Here is an 18628-nt window from a genome sequence, read left to right as displayed (position 1 = left end):
TTTGGGGCGCGCCGGCCCTCGCGATCTTTTGATCTTTAAAAGAGATCGCGAGGCAAGCTCGCTCCTACAGATGATCTGAGATAACGCTAATCATGCATTTCGACCTGATTGATCTGCGCCTGTACTTGAATGTGGTACAGGCGGGCAATATCACCGCGGGCGCCAGCCTCAGCCATTTGTCGCTGGCCGCCGCCAGTGCGCGTATTCGTGCGATGGAAGCATCCCTGGGGGTCGAGTGCCTGCAGCGTAGCCGCCGGGGTGTCAGCCCGACGCCGGCCGGGCAAGCGCTGGCGCAACATGCCCGATTGTTACTGCAACAGGTCGAGCGTGTGCATCACGACATGGCCGAATACGCCCAGGGGTTTAAAGGCCAGGTGCGCCTGCTGTGCAACACCGCCGCCCTCACGGAGTATTTGCCGGAGTTACTGGCTGATTTTTTACACCGGCACCCGGCGATCAGCGTTGACCTGCAAGAGCTCACCAGCCTGCGCATCACCCACGCCTTGCGCCAGAACGCCGCCGATATCGGTGTAGTTTCCAACGCGGTCGATACCCACGACCTGTACACCCGGCCTTTTCGCGACGATCCGCTGGTACTGGTGATCCCACAGGATCATCCGCTGGCTCAACATCCGGCACTGACCTTCGCTGACACGTTGGGCCACGACTTTGTCGGGCTGTCGGCCAACAGCGCCTTGGCGGTGTATCTGGAAGAAAAAGCGCTGCACAACGGCACGCGCATGCAGGTACGAATTCGCGCCGAAGGCTTTGATGGCGTGGTGCGCATGGTGGCCCGCGGGGCCGGGCTGGGCATTGTGCCCAAGGCTACGATCGAGCGCTGGCAAGCGCCACCCACGTTCAAGGTGCTGGCGCTGAACGAGCCGTGGGCGGCGCGAAAGCTGTTACTGTGCGCCCGCTCGTTTGAGCACTTGCCGGTTTATGCCCGAGCGTTGTTTGAGGCGTTATCGGGTTAATAAAACTGTAAGAAATCTCTCAGAGTTGCCTTCGGCGGTATGCCTGAATTTTTACCAAGAGTAATATTCCCGCCTTCCTGACACCCAAGGCATCTGGGTGGCTTCATTACACACTGAAAAAAATAACCTACAGGGCAACCGATGGCTGACGCTAACTCCCCTCCGGTCACACTCAAACGCGGTTTGAAAAATCGCCACATCCAGCTAATTGCCTTGGGCGGCGCGATCGGTACGGGACTGTTCCTCGGCTCGGCAGGCGTGCTCAAGTCTGCTGGGCCATCGATGATTCTCGGCTATGCAATTGCTGGCTTCATCGCTTTTCTGATCATGCGCCAACTGGGCGAAATGATCGTTGAAGAACCGGTGGCAGGCTCCTTCAGCCACTTCGCCCACAAATACTGGGGCGGCTACGCGGGCTTTTTGGCGGGCTGGAACTACTGGGTGCTGTACGTACTGGTAGGCATGGCCGAACTGACAGCCGTCGGCAAATACATCCAGTTCTGGTGGCCTGAGGTGCCGACCTGGGTCAGCGCCGTCGTGTTCTTTGTGCTGGTTAACCTGATCAACACACTCAACGTCAAAGTTTTCGGCGAGATGGAGTTCTGGTTCGCAATCATCAAGGTGGTGGCGATTGTCGGCATGATTGTGCTCGGTTGCTACCTGCTGTTTAGCGGCGCCGGCGGCCCGCAAGCGTCAATCAGCAACCTGTGGAGCCACGGCGGATTCTTCCCCAATGGAGGCATGGGCCTGCTGATGGCCATGGCCTTTATCATGTTCTCCTTCGGTGGCCTGGAACTGGTGGGCATCACCGCGGCTGAGGCCAGCGAACCGAAAAAGGTCATTCCCAAAGCCATCAACCAGGTGGTCTACAGGATTCTGATCTTCTACGTGGGCGCGTTGACAGTTCTGTTGGCGCTGTACCCGTGGGACCAGTTGCTGGTGACACTGGGAGCCGGTGGCGACGCCTATGGCAGCAGCCCTTTTGTACAGATTTTTGCCTTGATCGGCAGCAACACTGCCGCGCAAATCCTTAACTTCGTGGTACTGACCGCCGCGCTGTCGGTGTACAACAGCGGTGTGTACTGCAACAGCCGGATGCTGTTCGGCCTGGCCGAACAAGGCGATGCGCCCAAGGCGCTGTTGAAGCTGACCAAGAATGGTGTGCCGCTGCGGGCACTGGGCGTTTCGGCGCTGGTGACGCTGTTGTGCGTGGTGGTCAACTACGTGGCGCCGCACAAAGCGCTGGAACTGTTGTTCGCGCTGGTAGTTGCCTCGCTGATGATCAACTGGGCGCTGATCAGCCTCACCCATATCAAGTTCCGCAGAGCGATGGCCAGGCAGGGTGTAGAGCCTGAGTTCAAAGCATTCTGGTCGCCGTTCAGCAACATGCTGTGTCTGGCATTTATGGTGGTGATCGTTAGCGTAATCTGGATGATCCCCGACGTTCGCGCTTCGGTGTACGCCATTCCCGTGTGGTTGCTGATTATTTACGTGTTCTACTTGTTGCGCTTGCTCACCGGCAAAGCATTGCCTAACCGTCGCTAGCGGTTACACGTGACCGAAAAGCCCCGGCACTTGCCCTAAAGTGCCGGGGCTTTTGCGTATCAGGGGGTGCGTATTCGGGCCGCTGGGTGTCGGAACCAGGCAACTGCCGCCGTGCAGTGCCCGTTAGGGTGAGGTGCGTGCCTATCACCCTCAATGGAGTTTTTATGTCTGCGCCAATTACTGTTCTTCGCGACACACACCCCCTGCCCGTGCTCGATGCCTGCAGATGGGAAAGGCTCGAAGGCGACCCGCATACCGTCAACCTCAACGCCTACACCAGCGAGGACGGCAGCAAAATCATGGGCACGTGGATTTGCACGCCCGGCAAGTGGTACGTGGAGTATGTGAAGTGGGAATACTGCGATTTTCGTGAGGGCTATTGCATTATCACCCCGGAGGGCAAAGAACCGATCCATCTGCGGGCCGGTGACATCTTTATCGTGGAACCAGGGATGAAAGGCACGTGGGAAGTGGTTGAAACCGTGCGTAAGTATTTCGTTTTTGCCTGAGCACGACCGGACAAAAACCCGGGAATCCGCCCGACGCGGATTCCCGGTAAAACCCTATTCGGGTTTGCGATAGCTGTTGATGATCGCGGAAAAGTCCTTGCCGCCTTCCCCACGCAAGCTCATGGCCTGATACAACTGTTGCGCCACGGCGCCCAGCACCACTGGCTGGCGGGCCTGTCGCGCAGCTTCAGTGGCCAGCCCCAGATCCTTGAGCATCAGCTCGGCGCCAAAACCACCGGTGTAGCCGCGTGAAGCCGGGGCCGTATCGACAATGCCCGGCCACGGGTTATACACCTCCGAACTCCAGCAGCGCCCGGTTGAGCTGTTGATCACCCCGGCCAGTACCTGGCTGTCGATGCCCAACGCCGCGCCCAAGGCCATGGCTTCACTGACACCGACCATCGAGATCCCGAGTACCAGGTTGTTGCAGATTTTGGCCACTTGGCCCGTGCCGACCTCCCCGCAATGGACGATGTTGCGGCCCATCTGCGACAGCACGGGATGCAGGGTATCGAACAACGCCTTATTGGCGCCGACCATGAAGGTCAGGGTGCCCGCTTGCGCACCGCCGGTGCCGCCGGATACCGGGGCATCGGCCATGTGCACACCTTGCTTGGCCGCTGCCGCCGCAACGTCTCGCACGGTCTGCGGGTCGATGGTGCTGCAATCCACGGCGGGCACGCCTTCGGCGATACCGGCCAGCACGCCGTCTTCACCCAGCCACACGCTGCGCACATGGGCCGCTGCTGGCAGCATGGTGATAACCAACTCAACGCCTTGTGCAGCTTCACGCGGCGACGCACTGATATGCCCGCCCTGCTCGGCCAGTTCAGCCAGGATGTCTTTGTTGAGGTCAAACAGGTTCAACGAATGCCCGGCCTTGAGCAGATTGCGCGCCATGGGCGCACCCATGTTGCCCAAGCCAATAAATGCAATGTTCATGGTCGTCTCCTCAACGCAGGTTGATGGTGGTGTTAACGCCATCATTCACGCTGTCATCGTCGAACCAGCGGCTGGTAACTGTCTTGGTCTGAGTATAGAACTGCACGACTTGCTTGCCGTACGGCCCCAGATCGCCAAGCTTGGAGCCACGCGAGCCAGTGAAGCTGAAGATCGGCACCGGCACCGGGATCGGGATGTTGATCCCGACCTGGCCCACATCGATTTCACTCTGGAACTTGCGCGCCGCCGCGCCACTTTGGGTAAACAGGCCGGTGCCGTTGCCGAACGGGTTGGCATTGACCAGGGCGATGGCCTGATCAAGGGTATCGACCTCAAGTACCACCAATACCGGGCCGAAGATTTCCTGGGTGTAGATCTGCATATCAGTGGTGACACCCGAGAACAGGGTCGGGCCCACAAAGTTGCCGTCTTCAAAACCGGGGACTTTAATGTTGCGGCCATCGAGTTCCAGCACCGCGCCTTCTTTGACCCCGCTTTCAATCAGCCCAAGGATGCGCTCTTTCGCACGCTTGGAAATCACCGGGCCGACATCCGTACCCGGCTCACTGCCCGCGTTGACCTTGAGTTTTTGCGCCAGCGCCTTGAGGTCCGGCAGCCATTGCTTGGCCGCGCCCACCAGCACCACCACCGAGGTGGCCATACAGCGTTGACCGGCCGCACCAAAACCGGCACCGACCAGCGCATTGAGGGTTTGTTGACGGTTGGCGTCAGGCAGTACTACTGCGTGGTTCTTCGCGCCCATCATCGACTGCACGCGCTTGCCGTGCTTACCCGCCAAGTCATAGACGTGAGTGCCGACGGCAGTTGAGCCGACAAACGACACGGCTTTGATATCGGAGTGGGTGCAGAGTGCGTCCACCACCTCTTTGCCGCCGTGCACCACGTTAAGCACACCCGGTGGCACACCCGCTTCCAGCGCCAGCTCGACCAGCATCAGGGTCGACAGCGGGTCTTGTTCGGAAGGTTTGAGAACAAAGGTGTTACCGCAGGCAATGGCCATCGGGAACATCCACAGCGGGATCATGGCCGGGAAGTTGAAGGGGGTAATGCCCGCACACACGCCGATGGGTTGGCGCAGAGTGTAGGTATCGACGCCACCCGCCACATTTTCAGCGAATTCGCCCATTTGTAAGGTGCCGATGGAGCACGCGTGCTCGACCACCTCCAGACCACGGAAAATATCGCCCTCGGCGTCGGCGATGGTTTTGCCTTGTTCAGCACTGAGAACGGTCGCGATGCGCTTGGAGTGTTCGCGGATCAGCGCCTGCAGCTTGAGCATGATGCGCATCCGCGCACCAATAGGAGTGAGCTTCCAGGTATGGAAAGCCCGTTGCGCGGCAGCAATGGCGGCGTTGACTTCATCGGGGGTGGCAAAAGGGACTTTGGCCAGCACTTGCTGGGTGGCGGGGTTAACAATGTCGTGCCACTCTGTGGTCTGCGACTCGACCCACTCGCCATCAATCAGCAGACGGGCATTTTGGTACGGGGTGCTAGAAACGTTCATGGAAGTCTCCGAATTTATTTTTATTAGCCCGTCAACGACGACATGGGCGGACGTCCAGATTGGTCGCAGGACTGTTTTTGGAGTATAGGTGTGCGTTCTTCTAATAAGAACGCACATAAAAGCCGGTCAAACATGCAAAAAAACATCACATCGCTGAGCGCTTTGAACTGGGACGACCTGAAGTTTTTTCTTGAGGTGGCCCGAACCCGCAAGGCCAGCAGCGCGGCCAAACGCCTGGCTGTGGACTACACAACAGTCTCCCGCCGCATCAGCTCACTGGAAGCCGGGCTCGGCACCCTGCTGTTCGAAAAATCGCGCACCAACGGCTTTACGCTGACCAGCGAAGGTCAGCGTTTGCTGGGCTATGCCGAATCCATTGAAAGCACGCTGCACATGGCCTGCGAGCAGGTTTCAGGCTCTGGCGTGGCGTTGTCGGGACATGTGCGCATGGGCTGCACCGAAGGGTTCGGGAGCTTTTTCATCACCCCGCAGTTGAGCCATTTTGTCGACACCTACCCGGCCATCTCGGTGGACATCCTGCCGCTGCCGCACTTCATCAGCCTGTCCAAGCGCGAAGCGGATATCGTCATCGCCCTGGAGCGCCCGGAACACGGGCCTTACGTGTGCTGCAAACTGTGCGACTACCGTTTGCAGCTCTACGCGACCCAAGACTACCTGGACCAACACCCGCCCATTCGCCGGGCATCAGATCTGGCCGAGCATCCGTTTATCAGTTATGTCGACGATCTGGCGTTCAGTTCCGAACTGCTGTACCTGGCCAACGTATTGCCCGGCGCCAGCGCCAACTTGCGCAGTACCAGCGTGATTGCCCAGTACATCGCGGCCCAACAAGGCCGCTCGCTGGCGATTTTGCCGTGCTTTCTGGCCGCCCAAGACCCGCGTTTATTGCCGGTGCTGCCCGATGAAATCAACCTGACGCGGCAGTTCTGGATGTACTGCCGTGAGGATTTGAGGAAGCTGAAACGGATTACGTTGCTGTGGGATTACATCCGCGAGGTGACGGAGCTGAATGCGCCGCTGCTACTTGGGGAGACGCGGGCGCTGAGGTTTGCAGACTGAAGATTTACCGCTCTATCTTCTGATCTTGACTGGTCTTGATCTAAAAGCCCCTCACCCTAGCCCTCTCCCGAAGGAGAGGGAACCGATTGGGGATGCTGTGGATTATTGCTGGCCTTTTTGCTGCGTGACAGCGCGGCTGGCGTAGACGGGTGTTCCAAAGGGGGACTAGTCGGCAATGACGATGATCGAGACGCGGCGGTTTTCGGTACGGCCGGCGCGGGTTTTGTTGGAGGCCACGGGTGCGCTGCTGCCCAGCCCGCGAATCTGGATATTTTCAGGGCGCATGCCAACGTTGAGCAGCGCCTTGACCACGCTGTTGGCGCGGCGCACGGACAGTTGCTCGTTGTAGGACTCCTGGCCCGATGAGTCGGTGTGGCCATCTACCCGCACCCGCGGGATGTCGGCGGCGAGCAAGGCGCGGCCAATGCGTTCAACAACTTGCTGGCTTTGCGCGTTGAGCGCGTCCAGATCACTGCCGAACAGCACTTTGCCCGACAAGTCGAACGCCCAGCCTTCGTCGGTCAGCTGGAAGCCTTGCTCTTTCAACACGGCAATCTGCGCGGCCGTCAGTCCTTTTTGCGGGGCGCCAGTCTGACAACCGGCCAATGCCAACGCTGCGAGTAACCAGACAACGCCGAACAACTGTTGAAAGCGACGAGTCACTGTATCCATGGGGGTCAAGCTCCTGGTGATAGCGAAGTTGTCGAGCTCTGCGACTCGGCAACATGGTGTCCGCCTCGGGCGAGGCGTTTGGACTGGTACATCGCCGCATCGGCTGCGCATAGCAGCAAGTCCGGGGTTGTACCGTGTTCGGGATAAACGGCGATGCCGATGCTGAGTGAGGTCACTACACTGAGCTGGCCTGGCAATTCGATAGGTTCCTGCATGCTGGCGATGACTTTATCGGCCACTCGCTGGGCGTCTTCAACGCTATGCAGCGGGGCCAGGAGGATCGCGAATTCGTCGCCGCCGAAACGTGCAACCACGTCACCCTCGCGGACCAGGGCACGCACCCGGGCCGCCACCGCTACCAATACAGCATCACCTGCCGCATGCCCGTAGGTGTCATTGATGTCTTTGAAGCGATCGCTGTCCAGAAACAGCACCGCGACTTTATCGCCGTGCTGGCTCTTGATGCGTAATGTTCGCGCCAGCCGTGCGGCAAAGTAGGCACGATTGGGCAAGTTGGTGAGCGAGTCATGGCTGGCCTGATGCGCCAGCGCCTGGTTTTCGATTTTCAGGTGGCTTTGCCAAGATTCCAACTCGTCCAGCAAGGCATTGAAGTCATTGCCCAGGTTGTCCATTTCCGCAATGTGTGCAGACGGCACCCGACGATCGAATGCCCGCTCACTGCGTGCGGCGTGAGCCACCTCGGCCAGTTGGTGCAAGGGTCCGGTAATGCCATTGAGCATACGCCGCGACAAATACAGCGCACTCCAGGCACTGAGCGCGGTACAGACGATCACACCAAACAGTCCGCTGAGCAAAAAGCGCAACAGATTGGCGCCGTGCCCGCTGACGATGACAGAGCCAACCTGCTTGCCCTGATGCTCAATCGGCACAGTAATCGGCTGCTCGAGCAAACTGTTGGCCAGCAACATTTCAACACGCGATAAAAAGCCGCTTTCCGGGCGGCGCCATTGCGCCAGCAATTCACCGTCGACGGTATAGATTCTGGCTTCGTCTACCGCTTCTGTGGACGCGATCATGGCCAATGCTTCGGAGGCTGCACTTTTGTCGTCGAACACCACCGCGGCCTCGACCGTGTAGTTGATGGCCCGCGCAATCAAATGCAGGTTGTGATCGGCGTACACCTTGAGCGCGAGAATCCCCAGAAGGGTCAGTGAAACACTGGCCAGCACCACCGCCACCAATGCCACGCTCAGGTGCCCGCGGCGCAGCACCGAACGCAGTCTGCGACGATTTCGAGACCGTTTTGTCTGGTTCATGGATTTGCTACCCGACGGCGTGAAAGCTGCAACACGCTGGGATGTATACGCACACCACTGCGGGCAACAGAATCGAGGTTCACCTCAAACGCCACCTGGTCATCGCGCACGTTCAGGCAAAAAAGACTGCCGACCGTGCACTGGCTGACCTCCTCACTGATGCTCAGTACGGCTTGCCCCGCTAGGGCGTCGAACAGGTAAGTGCGCTCTTGGATACTTAATTTGCCCAGATAGACGGCGTTACACGCCGTGGCAATGGTCGGATTATTCACCAATAAGCGAGAGACATGCACCGGCCTGCCACTGGGTTGAGTCGCACCCTTGAGTAGGTCATCGGTGTATTCAGTAGGGCCGATCACACACAGTTGCAGCTGTGCAGGTTCGCTAGGCCAGCGTGCATAGCTGAGAATGCCAAGGACGACTTGAGTCACGGCCTTGGCGCGCTGATCTGCCAGATTAATGGGAGTTTCAGATTGGGCCAGGCAGGAAGTGCTCAACAGTAACAGGCAAAGAGAAAGGCGTCGCAGCCGCCTTCTGAAGCGCTGCTCCGTCGATGAGACAGCCACATCCATGCAGGAAATCTCTGTATTCGTTGTAGGAATAATGCCGAAAAGATACCACAGCCCGTGTCCGGGCTGTGATACCGGTCACCTTATTGTCGGGTCAGATCATCCCTTTTCAGACCGCTCACCCCAAGCCCAACATCAAGCCACTCAGACGTTTGACCTTGCGCTGCACAGCCTCCTCAAAGACTCCTGCGCGGGGTTCAACCAGGCTGAACCAGTGCTTGGCGCGAGTGATCCCGGTGTAGATCAGCTCTTTGGTCAGTACGGGGTTGAGCGCTTCCGGCAGTACCAACGCGGTGTGCGAAAACTCCGAGCCTTGGGATTTGTGTACGGTCATGGCGTAAACCGTTTCCACATCATTCAGACGGCTTGGCAGCACAAAGCGGATGCCGCCCTGCCCGTCGTTGCGAGCAAAGGCTACGCGCAAGACGTGACGCTGGGTCTGGCCGTCTTGCTCGGGCAGTTTGAGAGCGATACCGATGTCGCCGTTCATCAGCCCCAGCCCGTAATCGTTACGGGTCATTAAGACTGGCCGCCCCTCGTACCAATGCTGGTCGCTGTCAATCAGCTTGCGCGCGAACAAAGCGCGCGTGATTCGTTCGTTCAAGCCTTCGACACCCCAAGGCCCCTTGCGTACAGCGCACAACACCTGGAACGCCTCAAACGCTTGCAGCACTTTGCTCGCCCACACAATCCAGCCAGGGTCTTGCAACCCCGCCACTGCAGCCGGGCGCTGAGTGCGCAGGACTTCAAGATAATGCCGATAGCCTTTGGCCTCGTCCCCTCGGCCCTCCAGCGCCAGACGCTCAAAGGCACGGTCTTGCTCCCCCTTGAGCGGCAAGCTGAAGAGGTCGGTGTGAGTGCCGGCAGCCAACAACGCCCGGGCGTCTTGCGGCAATTGCTGGTTGACCAACCGCGACAGTTGGCCGATGCCGCTGCCTTCGCCAAAGCGCCGTGAATGGCGCAACATCACGACTTGCTGGGCCAATGGATGGGAGCCGTCCAGGTCTTGTTGCAAACCACTGGCAGCCAGATTTTCACCGCTGACGTGTTCCAGCCATTCGCGGGTGCGCGGGCTGTACCAGCCCGCTTCAGCATCGCGGCATAAGTCACCCAAGACCGCGCCCGCTTCTACCGATGCCAATTGGTCTTTGTCCCCCAGCAACACCAGCCGCGCATGCCCGGGTAAGGCGTCCAACAGGTTGGCCATCATTTCAAGGTCGATCATCGAGGCTTCGTCGACGACCAAGACGTCGAGCGGCAGGCGATTGCCCGCATGGTGCCGAAAATGCCGCGTGCCGGGGCGGCTGCCCAGCAAGCGGTGAACGGTAGTGACATCACTGGGGATTTTTTGCCGAACCTTGTCGTCCACTTCCAGCGATTTGACTTGCTGGCTGATGGACTCGGTCAAGCGCGCGGCAGCTTTGCCAGTTGGCGCAGCCAGGCGAATCCGCAAGGGCGCGCCCGCTTCCACCGCCGGTGCTTGGAGCAGCGCCAGCAAACGCACCACGGTGGTGGTTTTGCCGGTCCCCGGCCCGCCCGTCACGATGCTGAAAGCACCACGAGTGGCCAAAGCGCAGGCCAGTTTTTGCCAGTCAATCGGCGCACCGGCTTTCGGAGCGCCGAAAAGTCCATTTAGGCGCGCCGGCAAATCATCGGGTGCAGGCTCAGAGGCTGCAAGACGTTGGCGCAATGCGCTGTCGATTCGGCGTTCATAGGCCCAATAGCGGCGTAGGTACAGGCGCCGCTCGCTGAGCACCAAAGGTCGGCTCGACGCCTCTGTGGATAAGTCACCCGCCTGTTCCACCAAGGGGCTGTCTTGCAGGGCCTTGCACCAAGTGTCGCCATCCAGGGCCTCGAGCAGTTGCGAGGGCAGCAGCATGGCGCCGGTCTGCACATCGCCTTCAGGGGGCAAGGACAGCGCAAAGTCGGGCTGTTTCAGGGTTTCAAAGAGGTCCAGGCACACGTGACCATGGCCCAACTGATGGCTGGTCAAGGCCGCCGCCAGCAGCACCAACGGATCACCGTGAGGGTCGCGCTCATGCACAAACGCAACGAAGGCTTTATCCAGGGCGCGCAGCCAGCCGCGCTCGACCCAGCGCTCGAGCAACAGCAACAAATCGGCTGCGCGGCTCAGGGGCTGGAGCTGCGTCAGGCTTTCAGCCGTCAATGGCGTGGGCAACAGTTCGGCAAACGAACGACTCATAACAAGACTCCCTGTTCCCACGCCGGCTCAACGGGTCTGGGCTGAGGTTTGCCCTGGAACATCAGGTCCAGGCTTTCGATCAATACTCTGGGTGGCCGGGTGAAGAACACCCCTTGGCTTTGCGCGCGCGTGCCACGCAAGAACAGATACAACGCACCGCCCATGTGCCGGTCGTAGTCGTAATCCGCCAGACGGGCCTTGAGTTGACGGTGCAGGGCCAGCAGGTACAGCACGTATTGCAGGTCGTAGCGGTTATCCAGGATCGAGGTGTTCATTGCCTGTTCGGTGTAGGCCGAATCGTCGGCCCCCAGCCAATTGGATTTGTAATCCGCCACGTAGTAGCGCCCATCGTGCTCGAACGTCAGGTCGATAAAGCCTTTGAACATGCCATTGAGCAGGCTCGGTTCGGCAGCAGCACGCGCCGCGCCGCCATGGGTGTGCTGGCGCACGAGCTGGTCCAGTTGCAAGACATCGACCTTATGGCTGGCGAACCAGAACTCCATTTCAATTTGATACTGGACAAGTTCACTCAATACCACGGCAGGCTGGCCATTATTCAGACGCAGCGGTGCATGTTGCAGATGCTGCAACCAGTCACTCAACGTGTCGATCCAGCCTTGCCAGCCGCGTCGGTTACAGCGCCGCGCCACAGCGTCTTTGACTGCTTCGGCATCGGCGTTGAAACCCTCGCCGCCCGACCACTCCAGCAAACCGTGCAGGAAGGTCCCGGGATTCGGCCCGCGGGGGAATCGGTGGATATCTCCGCCACTGAGCAACACGTCACGCGGGGCTTCCGGATCCAACCGCTCATCGTCCGAGAGCTTTTGCGCCAAAGCGCTTTCAGGCGCTTCGGCAGAGCTGAGGCTGTCACCAATGCGCAAGGCGCTGTAGGAAGCAATCCACCAGTTTTCCGCTGCACGACGTGTCGGGATCAAGGGTTCGAGCAGCGTGGCCAGATTCAGTGGTGGGTAAAAATGCGCCTCGCTGACGAGCGGCATGGGACCGTGTTGAATGGCCGGACAATCTTGCTGCACGTCTGTCAGCCAGCGCTCCAAGGCGGCAGACTCAGCCAACGGCGCTCCGCCGCCCAGCAAATAGCCCAGGGCAGAAGAGTGCAAGACCGAACGGTTGTTGTTGCCACGCTTGAGGTCGGCAACTCCGAGCCAGCAGGCATACTCGGCACGTGTCAGGGCCACGTAGAGCAAACGCAAGTCTTCGGCCAAACGCTCGTCATCGGCCTGAGTGATCAGCTCGGGCGTCGGTTTCAGGCTCACGTGGGCATTGCCCTGCGCATCGTGGTAATGGAGCGGCAAACGGCTCCCATCCACGGGCTTGGTCGAACAGATAAATGGCAGGAATACCAAGGGGTACTGTAGGCCCTTGGACTTATGGATGGTCACCACCTTGACCAATTGCTCATCGCTTTCCAGACGCAGGATTTGTTCTTCACCCGCCTGCCCGGACAGCGCCAGGTGTTCGGCCAGATGCCGGATCAAAGCTTGCTCGCCATCCAGTTCCGCGGCCGCTTGTTGCAGCAGTTCAGAGAGATGCAGCAGGTTGGTCAGTACGCGCTCACCATCTGGGCGGGCGATCAAGGCTTGAGGTAATTCAAAGTCATGCAGCAGGCGACGCAGCATGGCGAGTACGCCTTGTTTGCGCCAGATCTCGCGGTAGCCACGGAACTGCATGACGCGCCGCTCCCAGGCCAATTCGTCCTGATTCAGTCGCTCCAGTTCAAGCAGCGGCAAGTCCAACGTGATGCAGGCCAATGCGGCGCGTAGCGGGCGCTCAACGTCAGGCTCGGCGCAGGCTTTGAGCCAGGCTAATACGTCGTGCGCTTCCTGCGCGGCGTAGACCGAGTCCTTATCAGACAGGTAAACGCTGCGTACACCTCGCGCTGATAATTCTCGCCGTACGGCCTGAGCTTCCTTACCGTCGCGGACCAGAATGGCAATGTCCGCGGGCAACAAACCTTTAAAGGGCTGGCCTTCTTTGGCGAATCCACAGCGCCCTTGTTGGCCGCCGTTAAGTAGTTCAACAATCTGGCCGGCACACACGGCGGCCAGTTGTTGGCGATAAACGACGCCCGATATGGGCTGCTCGGAGGCCAGATGCCAGAACGTTAAGGGCGTAATGGGCTGGCCATCCAGCTGTAACGTATCTTTGCGCCCCCAGGATTTGACCGGGGTAAAAGGCACAGGGTTTTCAGAACCGTCGCGGAATAAAAAGGCGCCGCGCCCAGTGTCTCGTTGCTCCGCCCGTTCAAATATGTGATTGACCGCTTCGACCATGGCGTGACTGGAGCGAAAGTTTGTATCCAGGGTGTGTTGTCGGTCACGCGTGGCCTGGCGGGCGCGCAAGTAGGTATAGATGTCGGCCCCCCTAAAGGCATAGATCGCCTGCTTGGGGTCACCGATCAGGAATAGCCCGGTATCAGGGGCATTGCCTTCGATGTTGTAGATGGTTTCAAAGATGCGGTACTGCACCGGGTCGGTGTCCTGGAACTCATCGATCAACGCGACGGGAAATTGCTCACGGATCACGCTCGCCAAACGTTCACCGCCTTCTGCTTGCAAAGCCGCATCCAGCCTGAGCAGCATGTCATCAAAGCCCATTTCGGCACGACGGCGTTTTTCCGCTTCAAAACGCGCACTCACCCAGCGGGCCGCATGTTCCAGAACGCTAGCATCGGGGCTTGGCAATGCATCAAGTGCTGCTTTGAGCCCTAACATGGCATCCAGCGCAGGATGCTGAGGGGGATCGCCTTTCCAGGCTTCGGCTAGGCCGTCAGGTGTCAGCCGGGTGAAACCGGTGCCCAGATCAAGCTGTTCTTGAGACTCGTCGCAAGCCCAGGCGCTGAGTTTTTCAAACCAGGGCTCGAAGTAGCGCGCTTGCATTTTCCGACCATCAACGGCTTTGGCGGCCACGCCCTGCAGGCAGATATCGCGCAGCTCGTCAGACCACTTCAACCACGGGGCTTTGAGGTGCACCAGCGCTTGGCGACGCTCTTTCAAGCAGGCCTCGATGATTTCGGCCGGTGTTTGTTCCTCATTTGCTGTAGGGCGAGAGCTGCCAAACAGAGCACGAACACGTGGCAACAAGGCAGCGGGGCCGCTCCAGTTAGTGCGCACCCAGTTCAGGGCATCGCCCCGCATGGGGTAGCAGAACAGTCGCCAGTAATCGCGCAGTACTTCGCCGAGCAAATCGCTGTGATCGGTTTCCAGGGTCTGGGTGAACAGGCTGCCACTGTCGAAAGCGTGCTCGCGTAACATCCGCTGACACCAACTGTGGATCGTAGAAACAGCGGCTTCATCCATCCATTGCGCCGCAATGTCGAGGCGACCCGCGCAGGCGGCCCACAGTTCGGTCGGGAATTGATCCCGCAGTTGTTCAACCAGCCCATCCGGAACATCGATTTCTTCCCGGAAAAACCGCGCAGCTTCAGCAAGTCGCGTGCGAATGCGATCACGCAGTTCTTTGGTGGCCGCATCGGTGAAGGTCACGACCAGAATTTGCGGAGGTAATAACTCACGACCGAAGCCAGACTCAGCGCCGCCATGCCCCAATATCAAACGCAGGTAGAGCGCCGAGATGGTGAAGGTTTTACCAGTACCGGCGCTGGCTTCGATTAATTGACTGCCCCGTAGGGGGAAAGCCAAGGCCAAGGGTAATTTTTGCTCGCTCATTAGCGGGACTCCTCGCTGTTTAATGAGCGCCAAGGCGCATCAAAGAGTGGGCGATAGAGCGCATCACACCAATCTTCAAACTCACCCTCGGCCATCAATGCGGCGTAATCAGGGAACTGGCGAATCAGTGCTGCACTTTCACGACGCTCGCCGTTGCTGGTCTGCCCGTCACCTTCGTAGGCTTTTTGGGCCGCAGCTTCGGCCTTGGCCGGATCGGTCTGGGACAACCAGGCAAAGGCTGTTTTAACCGCGATCGGCAGTGGACGCCCCATCCCCACTTTCCATGCCATGAGTAAATTACCCAGAATGTCGCTGGCCTGGTCTCGACTCAGCGGGGCGAGCAGCAAGGTGTCATCACTGGCGACCAAGGCTGTGGACATGTTCAGTCCGCAGGCACAAGCCACCAGGTGGTTGACCCACGATCGGGTCAGACGATGCCATTTGCGGGTCTTGATTGCCCCAATGCTGTTAGGAATGGTGGTAATGGATAGTAGGCTTTTGTCCTCACGCTGATGCAAATTGCTCAGCCAGCCTTCCAGCATCAACCCGTGACCTTCAAAGCTGATCGGCAATGCGCTGTTGACAGGTGTTGGCCACAAAGCCAGTAGCTGTTGATAGCGCTGCAAGACGTCGGGAAGTGGCTCAATCAGATCGTGTTGCAGGCACTCACCAAAACCAGCCATTGGTAACAAACCACTGCCTTGTAGCCGTCGGGCACGCTGATCCAGCGCTTGGTCTGGGTGATCGGGCTGGGCAAGTGCCGCTTCTAGCAAGCTGTCGCTAAGGGTGTAGCGCTGCAGCGCGTCGAGCACGAAAGGTTCTTCATCTTCCAGCGGCACTTCGGCAGCCTCAAAGAAAACCTTCAGACGCTGACTGAAGAAGTGACGCACTGGATTTCGCAAGAAGTCCTGCAACTGGGTGAGGTTTAAAGGCTCTTCTTGCTCATGGGCTGCCAGTGTTCCGGACGGAGCAGAGACTGCCGGTGGTTCGTGCAGTTGCTGCCATTCGCGGGCATAGCTGAACAGGTTCGGGTCGCCTTCGTGAAAGTAGCGCGTGCTGAAAGGTTGTAACGGATGCTCTTGGGTCATGGCCTCAAGCAGGCCTGAGCCGTCCTGAAGGTGCCAGCCACTGGCGAGGTGATCGCGCAATTGGCCGATCAGGACGCAGGCCGGGCGCTCGCTGTTGTCGCGAATACTGCGTCCTACCCAACTGATATAGAGCTGCTCACGGGCAGACAATAGCGCTTCCAGCAGTAAGTAACGGTCATCCTCACGGCGGGAACGATCACCAGGACGGTAATCACTGCCCATCAAATCGAAATCCAGGGGTGGCTGCGCGCGCGGATAATCACCATCATTCATGCCGAGCAGGCAGACGAGCTTGAAGGGAATCGCACGCATTGGCATAAGGGTGCAGAAGTTGACGGCTCCAGCGAGGAAGCGCTGAGACAGCTTGCCTTGATCAAGGCCAGCCAACCAGGCTTCTCGCACAACGGTTAACGGCAGTTCGTCTTGCAGACCTACCGATTCACAGGTTTCGAGCCAGGTTTCGCGCAACTCTTCAAGCTGAGCCAGCAGGTAGTCGTCGTGCTCGGTCTCAGCCAGGAAGAACAATTGCATCAACGCTTGCAGGCGCTCGCCCCATTGCTGCGGCAAAGCGGGTTGTGACAGTTGCTGGTGAGCGATTTCCAATGCATCGAGCAGCGCTACCAGCGGGCCGATCAATACCGCATCAAGGCCCCCGATCTCATCGTAGGGCTCAATACCATCACAGGCCTCACCACTGCCGACCGCGTAACCAAGCAACATACGACGCAGTCCAAAACGCCAACTGTTTTGCTCCAAATCAGTCGGCAAGCCGAGACCTGCACGCTGCTCTGCATTGAGCCCCCACCGAATGCCGGCGCCCTCAATCCAACGATGCAACGTCGGCAAATCGCGCTCTTGTACGTTGAAACGGGCACGCAAGGCGGGAACATCCAGCAAGTCGAGTATCTCGCTAACCGGAAAACGGCTATCAGGCAATTTGAGCAAGTGCTCAATGGCAATCAGCAGCGGGTCACGGCCACGCTGGCCCTGGTCTGCCAGGGTGTAGGGGATGAAACGCCGGTCATCGCGCTCAATCTGTCCGAACACGGCACGGATATGCGGTGCGTAGCTGTCGATGTCAGGCACCATCACGATCACATCGCGCGGTTGTAGGTCAGGGTTGTCGCTGAATCGCTTGAGTAACTGGTCGTGAAGGATCTCGACTTCTCTTTGCGCACTGTGGGCAATGTGGAAGCGGATGGAGTGATCCGTTTCTAAATCGACAGCGGGCCACAGTTCACGGGTTTCGTTAAGGGGGCGCAATTCAAGAATATCGTCTTGCAGTTGATTGAGCAGGTTGCGTGGCTCGACCTCGCTGAACAGGTCTATGCGGCCATCACGAAAAGCCGTGCGATAGCTATTGGGGTCGTCATAGCTATCAAGCAGGTTGATATAGTCGCGACCTTGTTTACCCCACGCTGCGAGCAATGGGTGAGCGTGTTGATGCAGGATGTCGAGATCCAGTGCTGTGGGCATCCCGGCCTTACGGGCTTGGCGTTTGTACTGATGGCGTAGCAGGTCTTTATCCGCAACGATGTCAGACCAATGGTGTCGGCAAGGGTTGTGCACGCAAAGAAGCACTTGGCTGAAGCGGGCGAGCCCTGCCAAAGCCTCCAGCGCCTGAGCCGGCAATGAGGAAATACCGAACACAATCACCCGGGCAGGAAGGCCGGGCGGTGCTTGTTCAAGGCTGTTTATCTTCTCAATAAAACGCTGGTGAACCCCAGCGCGACTCTGAGACATGCCCTCTTCACCCACGTCGAGGAGTAACGCTCGCCATAGCTCAGCTTGCCAACAGTTCGCGGCGCTCAAGGCAGGGGTTTCTCCCCTGGCATTACGCAATTGATGGCGGCCTGCGGCCCAGTCTTCCAGCCAGTCAGCGCGATAAACCTGATATTGGTCAAACAAATCAGCAAGGCGCTCAGACAGTTGGTAGCGTTTTCGCAAATCAGTGTCGTGGGTTAGAAAACGCTGCAGCGGTTCGAAATGCGGTTGATCGATAAGAGAGGGCAGCAAGCGCATCAGACGCCACGTCAGGGGCGCTTTATCGAGAAGAGACTTGGCGGGGATTTCTGCGCTGCCCAATACCATGCGATAGAGCTGCCACATAAAACTGCCGGGCAATTGCACGTCCACGGCTGCAGCAATTCCACAGCCCCCCAGATCATCATCCTGAGCATCTTCGGCCAATGCCAGCTTTAGCCATTGGGCGATACCGTTGCTCTGCACCAGAGCAATCTCGTTCTCCAGAGGCGCCAATGGATTAAGGCGCATCCAGCTCACGACCAGACTGCGTAACTCATCAAGGCGGTTACCGTGAACCACCATAAAACCTGCATTGAGAGACGTAGTAACCGGCATGACGGCATCCTTAGGAGAAAGCAAAATCCAAAGGCGAACCTTAACATTGCTCGGGGGGATTGGCGTATTGCAAGCTGCAAGCTGCAAGCTGCAAGCTGCAAGCTGCAAGCTGCAAGCTGCAAGCTGCAAGCTGCAAGCTGCAAGAGCCTGGGGGCGGTGGAAAGGGTTGTCCAGCGCTTGGGGATTTTTTCGAGCAC

The 18628-nt window shown here is 58.7% G+C and carries 12 protein-coding genes; 4 read left to right on the top strand and 8 right to left on the bottom strand.

Translation table 11 applies throughout. The annotated features are described in order from the left end of the window. Window positions 1-92: 92 nt before the first annotated feature. The 3 genes from NTD86_RS20275 to NTD86_RS20265 all read left to right on the top strand — a co-directional run bounded on the left by NTD86_RS20275 (window position 93) and on the right by NTD86_RS20265 (window position 3028). Window positions 93-974, top strand: coding sequence for a LysR substrate-binding domain-containing protein (locus tag NTD86_RS20275; protein WP_262204943.1), 882 nt, complete (start codon window positions 93-95; stop codon window positions 972-974). 141 nt (window positions 975-1115) lie between these two features. Further along, window positions 1116-2519, top strand: a complete 1404-nt coding sequence (locus NTD86_RS20270; RefSeq protein ID WP_262204942.1) for an amino acid permease — start codon at window positions 1116-1118, stop codon at window positions 2517-2519. A gap of 164 nt (window positions 2520-2683) precedes the next feature. Then, on the top strand, window positions 2684-3028 hold the full coding sequence (locus tag NTD86_RS20265) for a cupin domain-containing protein (RefSeq protein WP_262204940.1): 345 nt from the start codon (window positions 2684-2686) through the stop codon (window positions 3026-3028). A gap of 54 nt (window positions 3029-3082) precedes the next feature. Here NTD86_RS20265 and mmsB read toward each other — a convergent pair whose 3' ends face one another. Further along, on the bottom strand, window positions 3083-3970 hold the full coding sequence (gene mmsB / locus NTD86_RS20260; protein ID WP_262204938.1) for a 3-hydroxyisobutyrate dehydrogenase: 888 nt from the start codon (window positions 3968-3970) through the stop codon (window positions 3083-3085). Window positions 3971-3980: 10 nt separating this feature from the next. Then, window positions 3981-5495 (bottom strand): CoA-acylating methylmalonate-semialdehyde dehydrogenase, encoded by a 1515-nt coding sequence (locus NTD86_RS20255; protein WP_262204936.1) that lies wholly within the window; start codon window positions 5493-5495, stop codon window positions 3981-3983. Window positions 5496-5627: 132 nt separating this feature from the next. On the opposite strand from NTD86_RS20255, the gene NTD86_RS20250 reads away from it, so the two are divergent. Then, window positions 5628-6575, top strand: a complete 948-nt coding sequence (locus NTD86_RS20250; RefSeq protein WP_262204934.1) for a LysR family transcriptional regulator — start codon at window positions 5628-5630, stop codon at window positions 6573-6575. Between the two features lie 165 nt (window positions 6576-6740). Here NTD86_RS20250 and NTD86_RS20245 read toward each other — a convergent pair whose 3' ends face one another. The 6 genes from NTD86_RS20245 to recC form a co-directional block, all read right to left on the bottom strand. Continuing rightward, window positions 6741-7247, bottom strand: a complete 507-nt coding sequence (locus NTD86_RS20245; RefSeq protein WP_262204932.1) for an OmpA family protein — start codon at window positions 7245-7247, stop codon at window positions 6741-6743. A gap of 5 nt (window positions 7248-7252) precedes the next feature. After that, the gene (locus NTD86_RS20240) at window positions 7253-8524 is read right to left on the bottom strand and encodes a diguanylate cyclase domain-containing protein (RefSeq protein WP_262204930.1); all 1272 of its coding nucleotides are present in this window, start codon (window positions 8522-8524) and stop codon (window positions 7253-7255) included. After that, a complete protein-coding gene (locus NTD86_RS20235) occupies window positions 8521-9096 on the bottom strand; it encodes a YfiR family protein (RefSeq protein WP_262204928.1) in 576 nt (191 codons plus the stop codon). Before NTD86_RS20235 ends, NTD86_RS20240 begins: the two co-directional genes overlap by 4 nt. Before the next feature lie 115 nt (window positions 9097-9211). Beyond that, complete coding sequence (gene recD, locus NTD86_RS20230; protein ID WP_262204925.1) at window positions 9212-11296, bottom strand: exodeoxyribonuclease V subunit alpha; 2085 nt, start codon at window positions 11294-11296, stop codon at window positions 9212-9214. Next, window positions 11293-14982 (bottom strand): exodeoxyribonuclease V subunit beta, encoded by a 3690-nt coding sequence (gene recB, locus NTD86_RS20225; protein WP_262204923.1) that lies wholly within the window; start codon window positions 14980-14982, stop codon window positions 11293-11295. Before recB ends, recD begins: the two co-directional genes overlap by 4 nt. Then, window positions 14982-18431 carry an exodeoxyribonuclease V subunit gamma gene (recC, locus tag NTD86_RS20220; RefSeq protein ID WP_262204921.1) on the bottom strand — a complete coding sequence of 1150 codons (3450 nt, stop codon included), beginning with the start codon at window positions 18429-18431 and terminating at the stop codon, window positions 14982-14984. Before recC ends, recB begins: the two co-directional genes overlap by 1 nt. Between the last annotated feature and the right edge of the window lie 197 nt (window positions 18432-18628).

This window comes from Pseudomonas sp. 7P_10.2_Bac1, assembly GCF_025465935.1.
GTDB lineage: Bacteria > Pseudomonadota > Gammaproteobacteria > Pseudomonadales > Pseudomonadaceae > Aquipseudomonas.
The sequence above is the reverse complement of the archived record's forward strand: the minus strand, read 5'-3'. Positions and strand labels throughout refer to the sequence as shown.

Bases quoted from the DNA above. Each gene is read 5' to 3' on its own strand.
- NTD86_RS20265 (WP_262204940.1), top strand. From the start codon at position 2,684: ATGTCTGCGCCAATTACTGTTCTTCGCGACACACACCCCCTGCCCGTG.
- recB (WP_262204923.1), bottom strand. From the start codon at position 14,982: ATGAGCGAGCAAAAATTACCCTTGGCCTTGGCTTTCCCCCTACGGGGC.
- recD (WP_262204925.1), bottom strand. From the start codon at position 11,296: ATGAGTCGTTCGTTTGCCGAACTGTTGCCCACGCCATTGACGGCTGAA.
- NTD86_RS20235 (WP_262204928.1), bottom strand. From the start codon at position 9,096: ATGGATGTGGCTGTCTCATCGACGGAGCAGCGCTTCAGAAGGCGGCTG.
- NTD86_RS20250 (WP_262204934.1), top strand. From the start codon at position 5,628: ATGCAAAAAAACATCACATCGCTGAGCGCTTTGAACTGGGACGACCTG.
- NTD86_RS20240 (WP_262204930.1), bottom strand. From the start codon at position 8,524: ATGAACCAGACAAAACGGTCTCGAAATCGTCGCAGACTGCGTTCGGTG.
- NTD86_RS20270 (WP_262204942.1), top strand. From the start codon at position 1,116: ATGGCTGACGCTAACTCCCCTCCGGTCACACTCAAACGCGGTTTGAAA.
- NTD86_RS20245 (WP_262204932.1), bottom strand. From the start codon at position 7,247: ATGGATACAGTGACTCGTCGCTTTCAACAGTTGTTCGGCGTTGTCTGG.
- NTD86_RS20275 (WP_262204943.1), top strand. From the start codon at position 93: ATGCATTTCGACCTGATTGATCTGCGCCTGTACTTGAATGTGGTACAG.
- recC (WP_262204921.1), bottom strand. From the start codon at position 18,431: ATGCCGGTTACTACGTCTCTCAATGCAGGTTTTATGGTGGTTCACGGT.
- mmsB (WP_262204938.1), bottom strand. From the start codon at position 3,970: ATGAACATTGCATTTATTGGCTTGGGCAACATGGGTGCGCCCATGGCG.
- NTD86_RS20255 (WP_262204936.1), bottom strand. From the start codon at position 5,495: ATGAACGTTTCTAGCACCCCGTACCAAAATGCCCGTCTGCTGATTGAT.